This window comes from Okeania sp. SIO3I5 (assembly GCF_010672085.1).
In the GTDB taxonomy this organism is placed as follows: Bacteria; Cyanobacteriota; Cyanobacteriia; order Cyanobacteriales; family Microcoleaceae; genus Trichodesmium.
Genome location: NZ_JAAHHT010000019.1, coordinates 73,964 through 92,687 on the forward strand (window position 1 = coordinate 73,964; position 18,724 = coordinate 92,687).

Genomic DNA, 18,724 nt, shown 5'->3' on the forward strand with positions numbered 1-18,724 from the left:
TTAATTATTAAATACTTCGTTGTTTTTTTATGACTTTTTCTGCAACAAAACCCATCTACCACTCCACATATAAAATGTTATTCATCCAGGGTAGTTTAACAACTTGTATGCTCCAAGGAATTCTATCTAGTAAGATATCGTAAGTTTCGCGTTCAACCTGTAGTAGATAACTACCATCACGAATTTTCAAAATACCTTTTCGTTGCAAAAAAGCTTTTCTAAATCCTTCTATAGATGTATTTTTTAAAATTGACCAATTTTGAATTACAGCAGATAGTAAATTTTCACATTCTGTTATTTCTTGTTTAGTGATTTCTAAATTTGTGTCTATTGGTTCTAATAAATTTATACCACAAAGTATTTTATTAAGAGGTAAAATATATTCAGGTATTTCTGTTGAGTTATCGACTATATACTGGAGTAAAATAGCTGCCCGTTCAGCAGATGTGATGTTAATAAAAAGATTTTCTTGTACCAGTCCTATTTTGAGCAAAAAACGCTTGAGGAATGGCCATAATAAAATTAATCCTGCATTGCGAACATATATTTCATCGGACTCACTAAAATTATTAACGGAATCTACAAATTTAGTTTGACGATTAAGTTGCTGAATTTGTTGTTGATATCTTTCTAATATCCGTTGATTTTGACTTAACTTTTGACCAGATTCTAAGAATTCTTTCTCCCTAGACTCGCCACTAATATTTTCTGTGACGGATTGAGAATTTTTCAGATTCTCATTAATTTCTGAATCGGATTTATTCCCGACTAGACTAGAATTTCTGATTTCCTGTAATAAATTTTCTATTTGCCGATTAAGTTCTTGAATTTGCTGTTGATATCTTTCTAATATCCGTTGATTTTGACTTGATTTTTGACCAGATTCTAAAAACTCCTTCTCCCTAGAGTCGCCAGGAATATTTTCTGGAATTGAGTCAGAGGTTTTCAGACTTTCTAAGATTTCTGAATCGGATTTATTCTCGACTAAAGCAGAATTTTTGAGTTCCTGTAATAAAGTTTCTATTTGCCGATTAAGTTGTTGAATTTGCTGTTGATATCTTTCTAATATCTGTTGATTTTGACTTAACTTTTGACCAGATTTTAAGAATTCATTTTCTCTAGAGTCGGCGGCAATATTTTCTGGAATTGAGTCAGAGGTTTTCAGACTTTCTAAGATTTCTGAATCGGATTTATTCTCGACTAAAGCAGAATTTTTGAGTTCCTGTAATAAAGTTTCTATTTGCCGATTAAGTTGTTGAATTTGCTGTTGATATCTTTCTAATATCTGTTGATTTTGACTTAACTTTTGACCAGATTTTAAGAATTCATTTTCTCTAGAGTCGGCGGCAATATTTTCTGGAATTGAGTCAGAGGTTTTCAGATTTTCATTAATTTCTGAATCGGATTTATTCTCGACTAAAGCATAATTTTTGAGTTCCTGTAATAAAGTTTCTATTTGACGATTAAGTTGTTGAATTTGCTGTTTATATCTTTCTAATATCTGTTGATTTTGACTTAACTTTTGACCAGATTTTAAGAATTCATTTTCTCTAGAGTCGGCGGCAATATTTTCTGGGCTTGAGTTAGAGGTTTTCAGATTTTCATTAATTTCTGAATTAGATTTATCCTCTACTACATTAGATGTTTTGATTTCCTGTAATAAATTTTCTATTTGCCGATTAAGTTGTTGAATTTGCTGTTGATATCTTTCTAATATCCGTTGATTTTCACTTAACTTTTGACCAGATTCTAAAAATTCTTTTTCCCTAGACTCGCCCCGAATATTTTCTGTAATAGATTTAGAAGTTTTCAGATTTTCATTAATTTCTGAATTAGATTTATCCTCTACTACATTAGATGTTTTGATTTCCTGTAATAAATTTTCTATTTGCCGATTAAGTTGTTGAATTTGCTGTTGATATCTTTCTAATATCCGTTGATTTTCACTTAACTTTTGACCAGATTCTAAAAATTCTTTCTCCCTAGACTCGCCCGGAATATTTTCTGTAATAGATTTAGAAGTTTTCAGATTTTCATTAATTTCTAAATTAGATTTATCCTCTACTACATTAGATGTTTTGAGTTCCTGTAATAAATTTTCTATTTGCCGATTAAGTTGTTGAATTTGCTGTTTATATCTTTCTAATATCCGTTGATTTTCACTTAACTTTTGACCAGATTCTAAAAATTCCTTCTCCCTAGAGTCGCCCGGAATATTTTCTAGAATTGAGTCAGAAGTTTTCAGACTTTCTAAGATTTCTGGAAGTCCGCTTTTAAATTCTCTTCCTTCTCCAAGTAGATACTCTATTTTAGTAACAAGACTATTGAACAACTCAGTATAATTAATCCCATTACTGGTTGCTATAAGTAATAAATTTGCTTCGACCAAACTGAGCTTATTTACTTTAGTATTATCCCTAGGAGAGAGACTCAATAATATTCCCTCCCATCTCTGAAATCTTAATTTTGCTATAGGAATATTTCTCGTCTGCTCTAGTTGTTCAAAAATAGACTTAATATCTGTATTATAATTAGCAATAAACTTGACTAAATCTCCAGTAAATAAACTGACTATTTTTAGGAGTATTACATCAGAAAATTGGTAAATTAAACGCTGTAACCTCTTGATATCTTTTAAGCTTTTTTCAATAATATACTTTACCTGAATAGGTGAATCTGTAATTAGATAATCGCAACATTTTTCTAAGTCCTGTTTGCTGAAATTTTCCGCCCACCAAGGAAGCATTCCTGTTTCTACGAAGTAGCTCAAAATTTCTAGTTGCGATCGCCTCTTATTCTCAATCTTAAACACTTGTAAATTTTTCAATTTACGTTCTTGTTGAGAATCAGAATAATTACTGCTATCGACATTTTTTTGACCAGACTCAAAGATATTTTTTTCCTTAATAGAAGAGCTAAACTCTATCTCCAGTTGTTGTTTAATTTGTTCAGTAACTTTCTCAATCAAATCCTCTTCTAGATTATTAATATCAATATTTCCTAAATTAATATCTAGAGTATTAATTCTATGTATTGTATCTGGAGCGATCGACTGACTTAATAAATTATCAATTAGAGGAACAACCTTTTGACGATATATTCTACTTACCTCATTTTGTAATGCAAAAGCATCTCGTTGTGAACTTAAATTAAGTTCTATAACCTGTTTTTTGATAATATGTCGTTGTTTCTTCACGGGTAAATAATTTAATCGATTATGTAAGGATTCAAGTATATCCAACCCAGTTATAGAGAAAATTCTGAAAACGACTGACTCAGCAATTTAATAGTCTCATTCTTAATAAATACGAAAATAAAGGCTTGTAGTCATTTATAATTGATAATATAATTTGGGAGCTAATTGCCGTAAATGCTTATCCTTCAAATTTTAATGGATCGTATTTGTCTGGTATTATTTTAAATTTTTCTAACTTTTCATTTAGTTGACAATCTTCATTTTCTTCACAATCTTCATCTTCTCCACAAATCATCATATATCCAATACCATGAAACTTATCAATTGATAATAGTTTGATCATTTCATTAGTAAGATTAATATTATTATTTGTTCCATTCATAATTTCATCTAACCATTGAAAGTAAACACTCTCAAAATATTCCATTTGACCTTTACCAAACCAGTGAATATAAGGAGTTATATGTGCTGGTGTTTCTGCAGTAATAATATCATAAACTATATTTCTAAAATCTTTGTCTTTAAAGCGACCTATCCAATCAGGGAAAACAAAACTGATTTGAAAAGAAAAAGGATCTTTGTGTGCTTCTTTATGTATCCATTTTCCTGTTTTTGGTTCTGCTGAAAATTCTTTTTCTATATTGAATGTATCTTCTGCAACGTTCCTAACAGTGTAATCGTCATTATAGCTTCCTGAATCAAATATTTGTATTGCTTCATCATTTGAAAGTCCATGCTTCTCAGATGTACAAGTAACTTTTTCTGTTTCATTCTCCTCTTCTTCTTTTTCTGTTTCAAACTTTGAAATTGGATAACCCAAATTTACAGTAAAAAATTCATCCTGATTAACAGGAAGTAAAATATGCTCAATTAAATGAAAACCTTCTATTTCATCGGATTCTGAAAGAGATACTCGATCGTAAGGCATTCCTAATAAGGCACAAATTCTTTTCTTTAATCCTGAAACATTGTCTGTATCCCAAACTTCTTGAGAATTAGTACAGTCAAATGCTTGACCCCTACCAGCACTAATTTGAGGATAATTTTGTAAAAAATTAATTTTATCTTTAATCTGTTGCTTTAAATTAAGTAGAGCAGTTTCATTTTGAATATATTCGTTTAACAATGAAATAGGTTCTTGATTTTTATTTTTAATATTGAACCTTAAAGCTACTTCCTTCAGTAAGTTGAAAAATATTTCATTCAGTAATTTTAAAGGAATTGCATTCTGTAATTTCAACAAATCTTTCAGGAAGTTTAACAAATCTTTAAGCAATTGAATCTGTTGAGCTTCTGGTGAAATTTTACTTTTATATAAAAGCAAAGAAGGATCTGTGAATTTTTCACAAAACTGTGCCATTAAATAATCTAGAAAACGACTCTTTCTTTCTAAATTAATTTCTTTCTCTTTCCATAAATCCTCTGGTTGCTTGTCTGCAGAACCATTTGAATTTAGGATTTCGTCCGCACCAGGAAAACTAGAAATATCCTGAGGAAAGTAGGTTTGATTATCCTCATTTTGGAAAGAAAACAAATCTTTAGTATGGTCTAGTTGAGTAAAATAATTAGCTAAAATCTGGTCGAAAAACATCAAATAAGCTTGTAACTGCTTTGCTTGACTTTTGCGTTCCGTAGTTGCAGAAGCAGGTAAACCAAATTCTCCAATACCATAATTAACTGGGAACTCATTTTGGATTGATTCATAGTCAGATAACTCTCTATACTCTCCTACTGGAATAGGAATATCTTGTGCTTGTTGCCCTGATTCTGATAGTTCCAAGTCATTATTGTCATTATTGTCATTATTGTCAATCTCAAGAGGATAAGAACGGTTTCTTTTGTAAAAAGTAATTGGAATATCATCGTTAAGTCGTGGTGTTTGATTAGGAGCTAATGGTAACACCCATTTTTGTGGTTCTTGTTCTGGATCAAAACTACTTAAAAGAGAGATACTTCTAATTGTTTTTATCCCTTCAATCTTTAAAAGCTTCTCAATTAATTCAGAAGTATACAATGCTTTTTTCTTCATCAGGATATCAAATTCTTCGTCTTTAATAAAACCATGTTCAAGAGGATATCCCTCAAAAATATCTTCAGTATTTCTACCTTCATCTTGTAGTTCTTTTAAAGAATAAAATTCTAACCTAGGAGAAATATAATTATATAACTCATCATAGACCTTTTGCATTAACTCTGTTTCATTAGAGTCATCTTCTATATCAATATGTGCCTCTACAGTAATTTCTTCAATCTCTAATATAGTAACATCACCGAAAAAATATTCACACAAATTTCGATGCTCGTTCAGTTTAGATGCTACTTCTTTTTTAAGATTTTTTGCGTCTCTTGTTATCTTTTCGTCTAGTTCAATAATTACTTCATAAAGTCCTTTTAAATAGACCCGTTCACCATTTTCCTCAGTAGAATTAACAGTTAAACTATGATTACTTTTATCGTAAAACATATAAGGTTCTGTATGCTCAATTGGTTTTAATTCAGCATTTTTTACACCATCAATATCAATTAATATTTCCCGATAATCATTAATAGTCAGAGGATTAACACTGAGAATTTCTCTAGCTGTATAAAACTGTTTTATATTTTCTTCAGCATCTTCAGGATGAGGTGTAAGTAAGTCCTTCATCTCGAAGTTAAGTCGATAGCTTAAATCAGTTATGACATAGCAAAACTGCTCTAAGATAGTAATACCTGGGTCATGGGTATTGTAGTCTGTCCAGATTTGACTTCCTAGCTCTTGGATATGCTGAATACCCTCTTCCCGCAACCCAGTAAAATCCATACCTGGATGTTCGGGAGGAGTATTAGAAATGGTAAGCTCTTCATTCATATTGGTTATTAGTAATTTATTGCTGCGGACTATTTTCTGAAGTTAATTTATCTGAAATTAATTGATTGGTCGAGGATTGTTTTTGAGCAATTGTCTGATAGATAGGTTGAACTAAATTTTTTAGACTCTTAATATCAAATCCGCTTGATTGGACATAAAAAAAATCTCAAATCATCATAACTACTCAATCTTTGTAATTCTCTCCCCTCCTGACTCCTGACTCCTGACTTCTAACTCCTAAAGACTGGAGCAATCTATAACTGTTTAACCGGATTTGATATAACCTGATTTTTTGAAAAGTCTAATGTCTCAGCAAAGTCATCTTGCTCTCTTTTAACAATCTCTTCTTCTAATACTTGAATTGCACCTTGAATACGCAGTAAAGTTTGATTGAGATTTTTTTGTTTAGCTTTTAAATCTGCCACCATTTTTTGTCCTGATGCTAATTCATTTCTGAGTTTTTCGAGACGTTGTTTGAGTTGTTCTTTCATCTTAGTTTTATAGATATTGGAACTATTTCGATACTTGTATTTACTAATCCATACAAGTTTACGGTTTAACTTAAGCGTCTATAAATCCAGCAATTTTTGTACTAATTGCCATTACCCAGACCTCAACGGTTGTATTAGGATACATCGAGTTTGCTCTAATTTTCCATATATCACCATCTTTTTCGGTATAAACGGAAAGCTGACTGACTTGTTTTTTTCCGGTACTTGATTGAAAATCAAAACCAGCAATTACACAAATCCAATCTAATGTTTGATAATCAGTTTGTTTCTCAGTATTACCGCTTGATATTGTATACTTTTTCACTTGAATGAGTTTGTTGCTTACCGTTAAATCTCCAGTTACATTGAGGTTTGCTGGTTCCGGTGAAGTGAATTCTATCGGTGGATGGATAGTGCCTCTTACCCGCAAATCCCCACTTACATAGAGGTTTACTGGTTCCGGTGAAGTTGAAATAAAATTCCCAATACTCACACTACTACTACTATTATCTACTACTAAGCGATCGCCTCCTACTGTTAAATCTCCACTGCTTACATTTAGCTCAGTTGATGTGCCAATATTCACACCACTACCATCTACTACTAAGCGATTTTCATGCACTTTGAAAACTTCTATTGAAGTTGCATTTCCAATACTTACACCTGTGCTGTTTACTATTAAGCGATCGCCTCCTACTGTTAAATCTCCACTGCTTACATTTAGCTCAGTTGATGTGCCAATACTTACACCTGTGCTGTTTACTATTAAGCGATCGCCTCCTACTGTTAAATCTCCACTGCTTACATTTAGCTCAGTTGATGTGCCAATATTCACACCACTATCATCTACTACTAAGCGATTTTCATGCACTTTGAAAACTTCTGTTGAACTTACATTCCCAATACTCACACCTGTGCTGTTTACTACTAACCGATCGCTTCCTACTGTTAAATCTCCACTTGTGACATTTAGCTCACTTGCATTCCCAATACTCACACCTGTGCTGTTTACTACTAACCGATCGCTTCCTACTGTTAAATCTCCACTTGTGACATTTAGCTCACTTGCATTCCCAATACTCACACCTGTGCTGTTTACTACTAACCGATCGCTTCCTACTGTTAAATCTCCACTTGTGACATTTAGCTCACTTGCATTCCCAATACTCACACCTGTGCTGTTTACTACTAAGCGATCACTCCCTACTGTTAAATCTCCACTTGTAACATTTAGCTCACTTGCACTCCCAATACTCACACCTGTGCTGTTTACTACTAACCGATCGCTTCCTACTGTTAAATCTCCACTTGTGACATTTAGCTCACTTGCACTCCCAATACTCACACCTGTGCTGTTTACTACTAAGCGATTTTCATGCACTTTGAAAACTTCTGTTGAAGTTGCATTCCCAATACTCACACCTGTGCTGTTTACTACTAAGCGATCGCTTCCTACTGTTAAATCTCCACTTGTGACATTTAGCTCACTTGCATTCCCAATACTCACACCTGTGCTGTTTACTACTAACCGATCGCTCCCTACCGTCAACTCTTCAGTTACCTCTAGTGCTGTGATTGTTGTTGAAGTCCCTATATTCACACCACTATCACTTACTACTAAGCGATCGCTCCCTACCGTCAACTCTTCAGTTACCTCTAGTGCTGTGATTGTTGTTGATGTCCCTATATTCACACCACTGTCATTTACTACTAAGCGGTCACTATGTACCTCTAGCGGTGTTGCACTCCCAATACTCACAACTGTGCTGTTTACTACTAAGCGATCTTCATGCACTTTGAAAACTTCTGTTGTAGTTGCATTCCCAATACTCACACCTGTGCTGTTTACTACTAAGCGGTCGCCTCCTACCGTCAAATCTCCACTTACATTTAGGTTTGAAGTTGATGTGCCTATATTGACACTATCGTTTTTTACTACTAAATCACCTTGTACCTGTAAACTACCACTTACTATTTCTGTACTCGTCTCTGCAAGATTCAGACCAGAATCAATGAAATCTGCAAAATCTTGTCCAGAAGGGATTGCACCCTGTTTAAATTTTTCTTTTAAGTTGTCTCTATTTTGTGCACTCATAATTTTTAATCCTCATTAATTAATTTTAAAGTTATCACCAATCGCCATGTAACCAATACCGTAAGTATCTGGTTCAGCAACTGCTTGTATTTCATGATTCTCAGCAGAAATCAAGATCCAATCCGGTTGCATCTCAATTTTATCTTTAAATTCAAAATAGTCAACATAATGTACATATTCTCTTTGAGCAATAAAGTTAATAACTAAAGATTCTTCAATATAACGACCCAAAGGAATATCCACTGTCTGATCATAAGCCCACGGAGCAAAAAATTGTTTAAGCTCTTCATTAAGTTTATTGATATATTCACCTTCTTGATTAGATTCACCAGAAAACACAACTCTCATTTTACATGTCATAGGTATATACTCAGGATTTTTTACCTCCATTGTTACAAATGCTGAAGTCTGTTTTGTGAGGAAATCTGTTATTTGCTTAAGCAAATACAAAGGTGCTTTCGGTTCTTCTGGCAAAGGTGTCGTATTAGAAATATCAGGTATAACAACCACTGTCACGTTGGCAGCAGCAGGGTTTTTATTCTCAGTTGCAGTAATACATTTTACCTTATATATTTCCGAAAATTCTTCTAATACCAGACGTTCGTAATCCCAAGCTGTTATTGCCCTATGTTTATGGCGTAGTCTTTCACTAACCCGTGTGATAAACTTCTCATCATCTTCTTCTGGTTTACCACCAAATGATGTAGCAGGTTGTTTCACTATTTTAATAGCTGCTTCAGGAATAACAAATCCTTGAATAGAATTAGCTGGTAAAGGTTTCGCAAAATGATCGGCAGCATTTCCCTGATTTAAGAAAGTAGCACTAACTGCTTGAGTTTTGATATCCAGAGTTTCAGGAATAGCCAAAGCATCTTTCTCTACACTAGCTCGTAACCAATATAAATCATTGGGTAATATATGCTGATCCGGATCTAATTTTAGCACTCCCAACTGGATAATCCCCGTATTTAATAACCCGCTTGTACTATCATACACTATCTCTTTATCTTCAAATTTTTTCCAAGAATTACCATCTAAATAATGCCAGTAAATCTGGGGTATTTCTAATTCTTTATTACCACTTCCTGGTATCATTTGAAAGAGAATAGAGATACTTTTAGGAGGCTTTAGGTTGCGAAGACCAATGTATAACCTACCTTCATTTTCGTATTGAGGTAGGAGGTATTTTTTATCTTCTTGATTTTCTGGGTTATATTGATCTGCATAACCAAATGAATTTTGGATATCCACATAATACCCAAAAGGATGAATTTGGAATACTTTGTCAGACTCTTGTTGTGTTGGAGAAGAAGGCAAGTTAATTTCGACTGAACTGGTATAGTCGAGGGAGATAGTTTTTACTTCCGGGGTGTAAGGAGGATATACAATTGTTGTATTCTCTGGAGTTGTTGCATCCTCTGTTATTGTACCTTCTAGAGCTATTGTATCTCCTGGAGTTATTGTACCTTCTAGAGTTATTGTATCTCCTGGAGTTATTGTACCTTCTAGAGTTAGTGTACCTTCTAGAGCTATTGTATCTTCTAGAGTTATTGTATCTCCTGGAGTTATTGTACCTTCTAGAGTTATTGTATCTTCTGGAGTTGGTGTAGAGTTAGACAAAGCAATCTGATTTAATACTATAGGATATAAATCATGTCCAAAATCTGGTTTTTCTAATTCTAATTTAAAGTACCTGCTGTATTCAAAAGGATCTTCTGCATCAATTTCTGAGGTAGAAGTTTCTGGAGCATAGGAATCGACATCATCAAATTGGTAGTTAAGCTCAGTGCTATCACTTAATTTATTACCATTTCCATCTCCATTTTCTGCACTTGTTTGTTGTGCTGTATTTTCTGTATTTGCTTGTTGTTCTAAAGTTACTTCTTCTTCTTCATTAAAAAGACATTTAGGATCTTCAATATCCACCCAATTTTTATTATTGAGAAGCTTTAAACTAGCTTTAAAGCTTGTATTAGTAATCGGGTCTATTTCCAGAGTTTCATAATAAGCTCTATAATGTTCACTAAAATCATCAGGAAGTCCTATCCATTCCATTCTTAACGTCAGAGTCTCTAATTTTTTCTGGCTTACTTCTTGATTAGTGAAGTAAAAACCTGAACCTACTTTCGGAGTATTACCAAACAGTTCAAAAGCTGCTTTACTATCAAGAACTGAGTTATCATTTCGTAATTTTATATCCTGGATATTTTCAGCTTTGACCTGTATATGAGCCTTTGTTAATTCTATAGACTTAAACTGTTCATAATATATTTCATATTGAGTAGTTTCTACTTCTGATAATTCTGTTTGAGTAGCTTCTGCTTGTGATAATTCTTCTTCAGTAGTAGTTGTTTGTTCTGGTACTTCTATTTCATTTTCTTTCAACAAAATTTTGATAATTGGATAGGGAGCTTCAATGACAAAATCTGACTCCTCATTTAATTCCTCTAAATTGAGTGGCAAGATAGGAGGTAAAGTAGAATCAACGATTAATTTAAACTGTAAATTGTTACTATTTTCTGGATCTATTCCCCAGCTAAAAAATTGAGGTTGTATCCATTCTGCTCCACTACTCAAGTAAATATCAAAAGGTTCAACCTTCCTATTATTTTGTAGTTCTTCAATAGCACTTTGATCCAAAGTTCCTGGTTTTGCTTCAAAAGTCAGAATAATAGTCCGTTTTCCTTCTGGCAAAAATAATACCGGAGAACTAACAGCAAAACCAAGAATTATTGGCGTATTATTATTAATATCACTTCCTAAAGTTAGAAAACTTTTTTCTAGTTGTAATTCACTTTCCTCTCCCTCATTTGCATCCACTACAGAATTTGTATAAATATTTTCAACTTTATTTGATTGGTTTTTCTCAACAAATAAAGTTTTAATACTAGCTACTTGAGCTTGATTAACATTTATATCCCTATCAGTCTGATAATGAAGGTCAATATCTTGACTATCTACACCCGCATTTAGCAATGTTCCCTTTTCAATCAGATGTTCTTCTACTCCTGGAACCAGCTCAAAAATCACATTTACTCGATCGGCTACTTCTGTTTTATTAGTTAACTGCAATACATCTTTATAATAAAAATCAAGATATCTTTCAGTCAAGTCTTTAAACTGTTGCTGAGGATGTTCTAATAATTTTAAAAAAGTGAATAATAAAGCCAGATGAGCCTGAGATAATTCCCTTAATTTCTCCTGGTCATCCTGGAATTCTTCAGGATTCTCAATGTAATCCACCATTTCCTGAACATATTGATCATTTTTTTCTTTGCTATCTTTGCTAGGAAAAAAATTAGACCAATCACCATTTTTACTATTAGAAATATCATAATAGTTGACATTCTTAGCATACTCTTGTACAAACTCAAGTAAATCTGACAGAGTACGCTCGTCCACCGCCACATAATCTGGTTTGAGTTCTTTCAGGAGGCGATCGCCCTGACTCACCCCATCCCGAAAATTTTCTTGTTGATTTTCACTCATCAGCTAATACCTATTTAAACCTAATTAATGTTCCTCAATCATCAGCCATTTTTTCGCTCTTAACTATTGTTTGTTTATGACTAATTTTAAACCATAACAGCCTTACTAAACTCCATATAAAATATGAATAATAATTGCGTATCTATAAAGTTTATTTTCAAGCTTCTCTCAAACAAGTCTATAAATTTTAATATAAATTTAATGAACAAAAATCAATTTGATTAACTTCCTTGCCATTTTGTATTAGTTGTGGAAAAATTCCCCATTCCTGAATATTCAGATGTAGGATCTGGTGTAGGAGGTGCAGGACCTTTAGGAGGTTCCTTGGCAGGATTTTGAACTTCAAATTTAGCTTTAAATATACTTCCTTGAAGTAGGACTTTTTTTCCACCACTGTTAGTTTTCCTAGCCTTTTGGTCTCCCCCTAAAGATGCTATTTTTAATGTACCAGTTCCAGGAATTACATACGGAGGAGAAATGTACATACATCCGGGAACGGATAGATCTTTTTCATCCCCATCAATACAGATTTTTTTTCCTTTTAATGTAGATTTACCGTTGGCTTTTAAATTACCAGGTTTAACTGTCACTATTGCTTTCCCAAAGGCGGGAATAAAATTGGCTTTGTCGCCATCTATAAGAATAAATCTAGACATTGAATTTTGATTTTTTGATTTGATTAGGGATGATGGTTATTTGTCTACAATACAGACAATCCAATACTTACTTATTATTTACGATAATTGATTTTACTTTTCATTTTTGGAGATGTCTATTCTACAAGACGCGATCGCTTGTAATTTACTCTCCCCTCTAGGCATTCCTATTTTTCCACTCCGTGGATATCTGTTTTCCGACTGCTTTTATAAGCTTATTCAAAACCTCTTGAATCTTTTTATTGATTTCATCATTTAGAATGTCAATCGAATTTTTTTCTTCCTCATTCACAGCCATCCACTTTGCTCCTCTCTGCAACGTTTCTTGATCCCATATGCTTTGGTCAACAGCTTTGATTGCCGCAATAAATCTCTCATTAAATTGAGCTATGTTTGGTTCTGTTTGAGCGTTTAATGTTTCGGCCAACAAGTTTACTACCTCATTTAAGCGTCCTCCATGTGATGTTGGCATTGGTTCTTTTAAAGATTCAAATTGGTTTTTTATGCCATAATTTTTTCTCAAGCTCTTCGCTAGTGACGCACCTTCCTTGATCTGCTTTTGACCAGAAGATGCAAATTCTTCATATTGATTCCATGCTGCACCTGGATCTGGTCCCTCAGTTTCACCTCTATAATAAGTTGTTGGTTCAATGGCATATGTTTGTTTTCCCAGTTCTGTTGAAACATACTGCACCACTTGTCCTTCTGCACGATATATTGCTTTGCAGATTCTGTCAATAAATTGGTCTTGGCTATTTGGGATTAACTGGTAGTTAAATGTGAGCATTGCCCCCCCTGGAGCATTTTCTTCGCTCTCTTCCAGTTTTGTGTTCACATCACTATTTTGGTTAGGATCTAAAAATTGCATATCATCATCGCCCACCCGTCGCCAAGTCCGCCCCTGCGATCGTCGCTGTAAGTCTGCATAGAGATTGACTGCTCCAGTATCTACCGCAGCTTGTTTACGCAGTTCAGCAAATGGAACCTCTCCTCGTATACTTTCCTGTAAGTTTTCACGCCCATCCTGCCATAGGACTCTTACAACATTTATAGATGGGCTTTGTTTTTTCATGTTGCGTGCAATAGCTGTCAAATTTTTCTGCTTTTGATCTATTTCATCTGGCTTTTGGAAGCTATCGTTAATTGCAACAGACAAACCTACTGATGCGTTAAATTGTTGAGTCTCTTGTTTATATCGGTTTGCTAGTTGATTTCCGTTTCCAGCTATTACCATAGTTTCATACATAACTCCCCTATTTATTATTGGTTCATCACGTTGCAAATTAAACTCTCCGTTTTCAACATATATTTGCCTCGTTTTTCCAGCACTAATACGATATTGTTGCCTTTTATATGCTCTTTGTATTACATTATTATCAGATGTGTTTGTCTGTGTTTCGATAGCATGATTGTCTCTTTGTGTTCTTTCCCATCCAACACTTTGCTGCACCACATTAGTCAATTTATGGGCTACCAACTCTTGTCCTCCCTGACTTTCTAGCTGATGTGTTTGTATTTTTTCTCCCATCACATCCGCTTCTCTCTCCAACCCCGCATCATCATTAATCTGTACCCCCTTCATCTGCATCGTTGGTTTCACCTTTCCCTGCATCTGCTGAACAACGTGCCATGTTTCATGGGGTAAATGTTTCTCCTGTCCTGGAGCTACATGAATATCCGTCCCTTGGGTGTAAGCTAACGCCTGTAACTGAGAAGGTTTAGGGGAATTATAATGAACTTTAACATTATCAAGAGAATACCCTGATAAATTTTCTACCCCTGCTTTGAGACGATCTGGCAACCCAGTTTTATTTCGAGGAACTTGTGCTGTGGCAAAACCAGAGCGAGGAGGTGCTTTAAGCTGGTGTACAGGTGCAATATGATCTTCCCCTTGCTGAGGTCTCAATACTTGTAACTGCTTACCATTTATATAGTTTGGTGGTACTGAAGAATTTGACTCAGAAAAATTTCTCATTACATTCGCTATCATTTCCCCAGTCTTAGGTTTGCGGTATTCTGATAAGTCAGTTTTTGCTGAGGTAGCTGTAACATTCTGAACAACCGGAGGAAATTTACTTTCCTGAAAAATGCTCTTTTTATGGCCAATATTTGCTACTTGCCTAGATGTAATTTTTTGCCTACCGAGATTTCCCATAATTTTATGCCTATTTTCTATAATTTTTTTGATAGTATTATAATGTTTGAGCTTTAATATTAAGACCGCAAAGATCGCAATTTTTATTCATATTCACTATATTCTAATATGCGTTCTTTCAAACTCGGGTCGTTTTTTATTAACTTCTGTGCATATCGCCACTCACTTTCAGTTATCTTTCTCTTACCTCGATCCTCTTCAACATCTTTAATTATTCCCTTTGGATCTGGCTCCCATCCTCCTGTATCATTCTGCCTACCTGAAGTAAGGTTAAAATGTACCCTAGCATCTAATCCTGATTCCATTGTTGTTGCAAAATCAATTCCCAGTTTGCTTGTCCGTCGCCAAAAGGCATTCTGTACCCATTTATTTACATCTTGCGCTAATGGATTATTTTCCTTGTTTAATTTAGTAAACTTGTTCAACGCGGTATCATAATCTGTTCCATAACTTAATAATTTATGCACTAGCTTTTCTGTTAATTTTTTATTAAAATTCTCATCTATATTCTTTTCAAACCTTTTTTTAGATTTAATGAGATTTAGACCTGTTGCTTTTCCTGGTAATAATTGGAAAAATCGTCTACCTTCAGGTGTAGAATCGCCTAAATCCCATAGACCTATTTTCTGACTATTCGCTACAAGAAATTTCATCCATTTTTGTTCATTAGAGATATCTGCTCCATCTTCTTTCTTTGGGTACGTAATTTTTGATGCAGGCAAATAATCTTTCCATTTTTCAGGATTTTCTAGAGCTTGTCTAACACTATATACTCCCAGAATTGGAGATACACCTACAATATCTAAGCCTAGCGCTTGATTGTACTCATCTATTGTCATTTTCCTACTTTCTATTCCAGGTATGCTATCCTCTTCAGCCTTATCTTTTATTCGTTTTATTGTTGTTCCTCTATATCCTGCAAGGCCATATAGTAAATCATTTTTATGTTCCGGTTCTAAAATTCCCTGGCTCAAAGGATCGTCACCTTCTATTACTCTTTGTATTATTGGATTAGCAACTTTCCCTGTACTGTAGTTTTCAGATTTACTGCTTTGCTGGGCCAAATAGGTCAACTCATTTGTTTTTGTTTGAACTACTCCTACAGTAGGAAAACCAAGCCGAGGAGGTGCTTTGAGCTGGCGTACAGGTGGAATATGACCTTCTCTTTGCTGAGGTCTCGGTACTTGTAACTGCTTACCACTTATATAGTTTGGTGGCGGTGAATAATTTGACTCAGAAAAATTTTTCATTACATTGGCTATCATTTCCCCTGTTTTAGGTTTGCGGTATTCTGATAAGTCCGTTGCTGCTGAGGTAGGTGTAACATTCTGAACAACTCGAGGAAATTTACTTTCCTGAAAGATGCTCTTTTTCTGGCTAATATTCCCTACTTGCCTAGATGTAATTTTTTGCCCACCAAGATTTCCCATAATTTTATCCCTCTTTTTTGTATTTTTGAAATATTTTGCTGTTAATAATAACTTAGTTTACCATCCTTTGCTACCCAAAGGTTTTCTTAGTTGTTGATACAATCGCTTTTGAAGAGTATTGATTAATATTTTTTGTTCTTATAAAGATAATTTTTCAACTGTTTCAATTGCTTGTTGAAAGTCTGAAGTCTTAATCATAATTCCTCAGTAATTTTGATTTAATCTTCTGTCGATTTTATCATATTTCAATTATTGAGCATCATCAAGATAAAAAGGATAAACCATATTAGACCTAGTATTAGTTGCCCGAACAGTATAACTTACACCAATTAATAATAAACCCTGTTCTTCTCCTTCTTCAACACTAATATCATCCACTTCTATTCGAGGTTCATGCTCCAAAAGAGCATCAGAAACTGTACCTCTAATTCTAGTAATTAAACTTTGAGTAATTTCCTCAAACATAAACTGACTTAACTCACAACCAAAGTCTAATTGCATAACTCTTTCTGAGGGACCAGTTGAGAGAATAATCTCTAAACTCTCTCTAATATCTTCCTCATTTGATACCATTTCTACTGTTCCCGTATCCTTATTAAAGGTAGGTGGAAAACTCCATCCTGTTCCTAAAAATGAAAGCTCTGTTTCCATAGTTTACTCGTCCTTTTTTTTTATATATTTTAGTAAGTATATGAAGTAGGATTAAAGCTAATTTTATCTTTGCTTAAATAACATCCACTTTTGAACCTTTAATATCGATATTTTTACCTTCAATTGTAATATCTTTACTGGATTTAATCTGAATTCCCTTATCATCCATAGTAATCGTATTACCATTTTCATCTGTTAAATTAATTCCTTTACCCTTCTCTGATAATTCAATCTTATTACCTTTTTTGGTACTAATTTCAATTAACTTATTTTCATCATCAAAAATTATTTGTAATGATTCCTTAGTTACAATTCCTTTCTTATTATTTTTCTCAGTTACTTCTAAACCAGCAGGTAAAGCATTTTTTTGACTATATACAGCCCCTAAAACTATAGCTTGTCTAGGGTCATCATTAATAAAGCCAACAATTACTTCATCACCAGGTTCTGGTCTAAAGAAAATACCTCTTTTATTACCAGCTTCCACAGAAGCTAATCTTGCCCAAACAATACCATCTGTTTCAATTGATGGAATTTTTACTTTTACCCTAAACTGTTTATCTGGGTCTGCTTCATACTTATCAATAATTCCCATTTGCAAACCATTAATTGCTGGAATTAATCCTGCTGCTGAAGTATCAATAATATCATCATTTTGTCGATAAAAAAAGTCAGCAGATAAGCCAAACTGTACATCAGTTTGCCAACCTTCCACATCAACTTGATGGCGAATTCCTGTTACTAATGTACTCCCATTGAAGCGATCGCTAATACCAGCAACTTCAATGATATCTCCTGGTTTTACCTTAGCAAACCCAGGCACTTTGAAACGACCTTTTAACATAGACAAACTACTTTTTAATAATTTTGCATCTGCCCAAGCTTGTATTTCTTGTTCTTCTATTTGAGTTATACTTGTTAGATTAATTTTATCTCCACCAACAGCTTTTGATAATGATGAATCTCCTTTTAAATTACCTTGCTTAAGATTAAACTTTTTACCTTTTGATTCTAATACTTTCTGATTTTTAATATCCCATGCATGACTTTTTACTTCTCCATATTGATAACGAATATCAGCTTCCATTTCTAATTCATAAATCTCATTCCTACCATACTCAAATGTATGTTTTGCTGAACCGCTTAAATCTGGCTCTTCTACAGTAATTTTACCATCATCAACTATAACCCAGTTACCATTAATATCAGCACGAGATAAAACAAAATCCCAATCGGTGCAGTAATATTGCACCATTTCTTTGTACTTTGCTTTAGTTGCTTTAGATGTAACTTGTAACCCTGCATTTTTAACTATTTTATTAATAATTTCATTATCTTTCATATCTCGAAAGACAATACTTTTTCTTTCGGTACTAAGTTTAATCGCTGCATCTTTTAAGTCAATGGTAAGCAAAGAACTATATCGATCTGCTTGCACAGAGTGTTTAACTACAATACCCTGAAAAACTGTCGCTTCCTCTGCAACATTACCTTCATAACGAAGTTTAATTTCGATTGTTTTACCAGGCTTAAAAAAGTTACTATTACTAATAGCAAATTCCTGTTTTGCAGCGTCACCATCTAAGAGAATTATTTGAGCAGAAGGAATTTTATTTACCTCTTTAATAATGTCAATTGACATAACACAGTATTCTGGGTCTAGAGTAGACCCTTCACTCAAAATTGTTGCTGTGACGACACCACTCATTATTT

10 protein-coding genes are annotated in these 18,724 nt (G+C 33.9%); all 10 read right to left on the reverse strand.

The genetic code is table 11. The annotated features are described in order from the left end of the window. Positions 1–55 precede the first annotated feature (55 nt). The 10 genes from F6K40_RS07060 to vgrG all read right to left on the reverse strand — a co-directional run bounded on the left by F6K40_RS07060 (position 56) and on the right by vgrG (position 18,719). Complete coding sequence (locus F6K40_RS07060) at positions 56–3,196, reverse strand: contractile injection system tape measure protein (protein ID WP_293133353.1); 3,141 nt, start codon at positions 3,194–3,196, stop codon at positions 56–58. 178 nt (positions 3,197–3,374) lie between these two features. Then, positions 3,375–6,044: a hypothetical protein gene (locus tag F6K40_RS07065; protein ID WP_293133355.1), complete on the reverse strand. Its 2,670-nt coding sequence runs from the start codon at positions 6,042–6,044 to the stop codon at positions 3,375–3,377. A 254-nt stretch (positions 6,045–6,298) separates the two neighbouring features. Beyond that, entirely contained in the window at positions 6,299–6,535 is a 237-nt protein-coding gene (locus tag F6K40_RS07070) for a hypothetical protein (RefSeq protein WP_293133357.1), read from the reverse strand. Positions 6,536–6,605: 70 nt separating this feature from the next. Continuing rightward, positions 6,606–8,630, reverse strand: a complete 2,025-nt coding sequence (locus F6K40_RS07075; protein ID WP_293133359.1) for an autotransporter outer membrane beta-barrel domain-containing protein — start codon at positions 8,628–8,630, stop codon at positions 6,606–6,608. A gap of 15 nt (positions 8,631–8,645) precedes the next feature. Continuing rightward, positions 8,646–12,119, reverse strand: coding sequence for a baseplate J/gp47 family protein (locus F6K40_RS07080; protein ID WP_293133361.1), 3,474 nt, complete (start codon positions 12,117–12,119; stop codon positions 8,646–8,648). 221 nt (positions 12,120–12,340) lie between these two features. After that, positions 12,341–12,775: a hypothetical protein gene (locus F6K40_RS07085; protein WP_293133362.1), complete on the reverse strand. Its 435-nt coding sequence runs from the start codon at positions 12,773–12,775 to the stop codon at positions 12,341–12,343. Positions 12,776–12,932: 157 nt separating this feature from the next. Continuing rightward, on the reverse strand, positions 12,933–14,930 hold the full coding sequence (locus tag F6K40_RS07090; RefSeq protein WP_293133364.1) for an eCIS core domain-containing protein: 1,998 nt from the start codon (positions 14,928–14,930) through the stop codon (positions 12,933–12,935). 83 nt (positions 14,931–15,013) lie between these two features. After that, positions 15,014–16,195, reverse strand: a complete 1,182-nt coding sequence (locus tag F6K40_RS07095; protein ID WP_293133366.1) for a hypothetical protein — start codon at positions 16,193–16,195, stop codon at positions 15,014–15,016. A gap of 414 nt (positions 16,196–16,609) precedes the next feature. Continuing rightward, a complete protein-coding gene (locus tag F6K40_RS07100) occupies positions 16,610–17,011 on the reverse strand; it encodes a GPW/gp25 family protein (protein WP_293133368.1) in 402 nt (133 codons plus the stop codon). Between the two features lie 73 nt (positions 17,012–17,084). Next, positions 17,085–18,719, reverse strand: a complete 1,635-nt coding sequence (gene vgrG, locus F6K40_RS07105) for a type VI secretion system tip protein VgrG (RefSeq protein ID WP_293133370.1) — start codon at positions 18,717–18,719, stop codon at positions 17,085–17,087. Between the last annotated feature and the right edge of the window lie 5 nt (positions 18,720–18,724).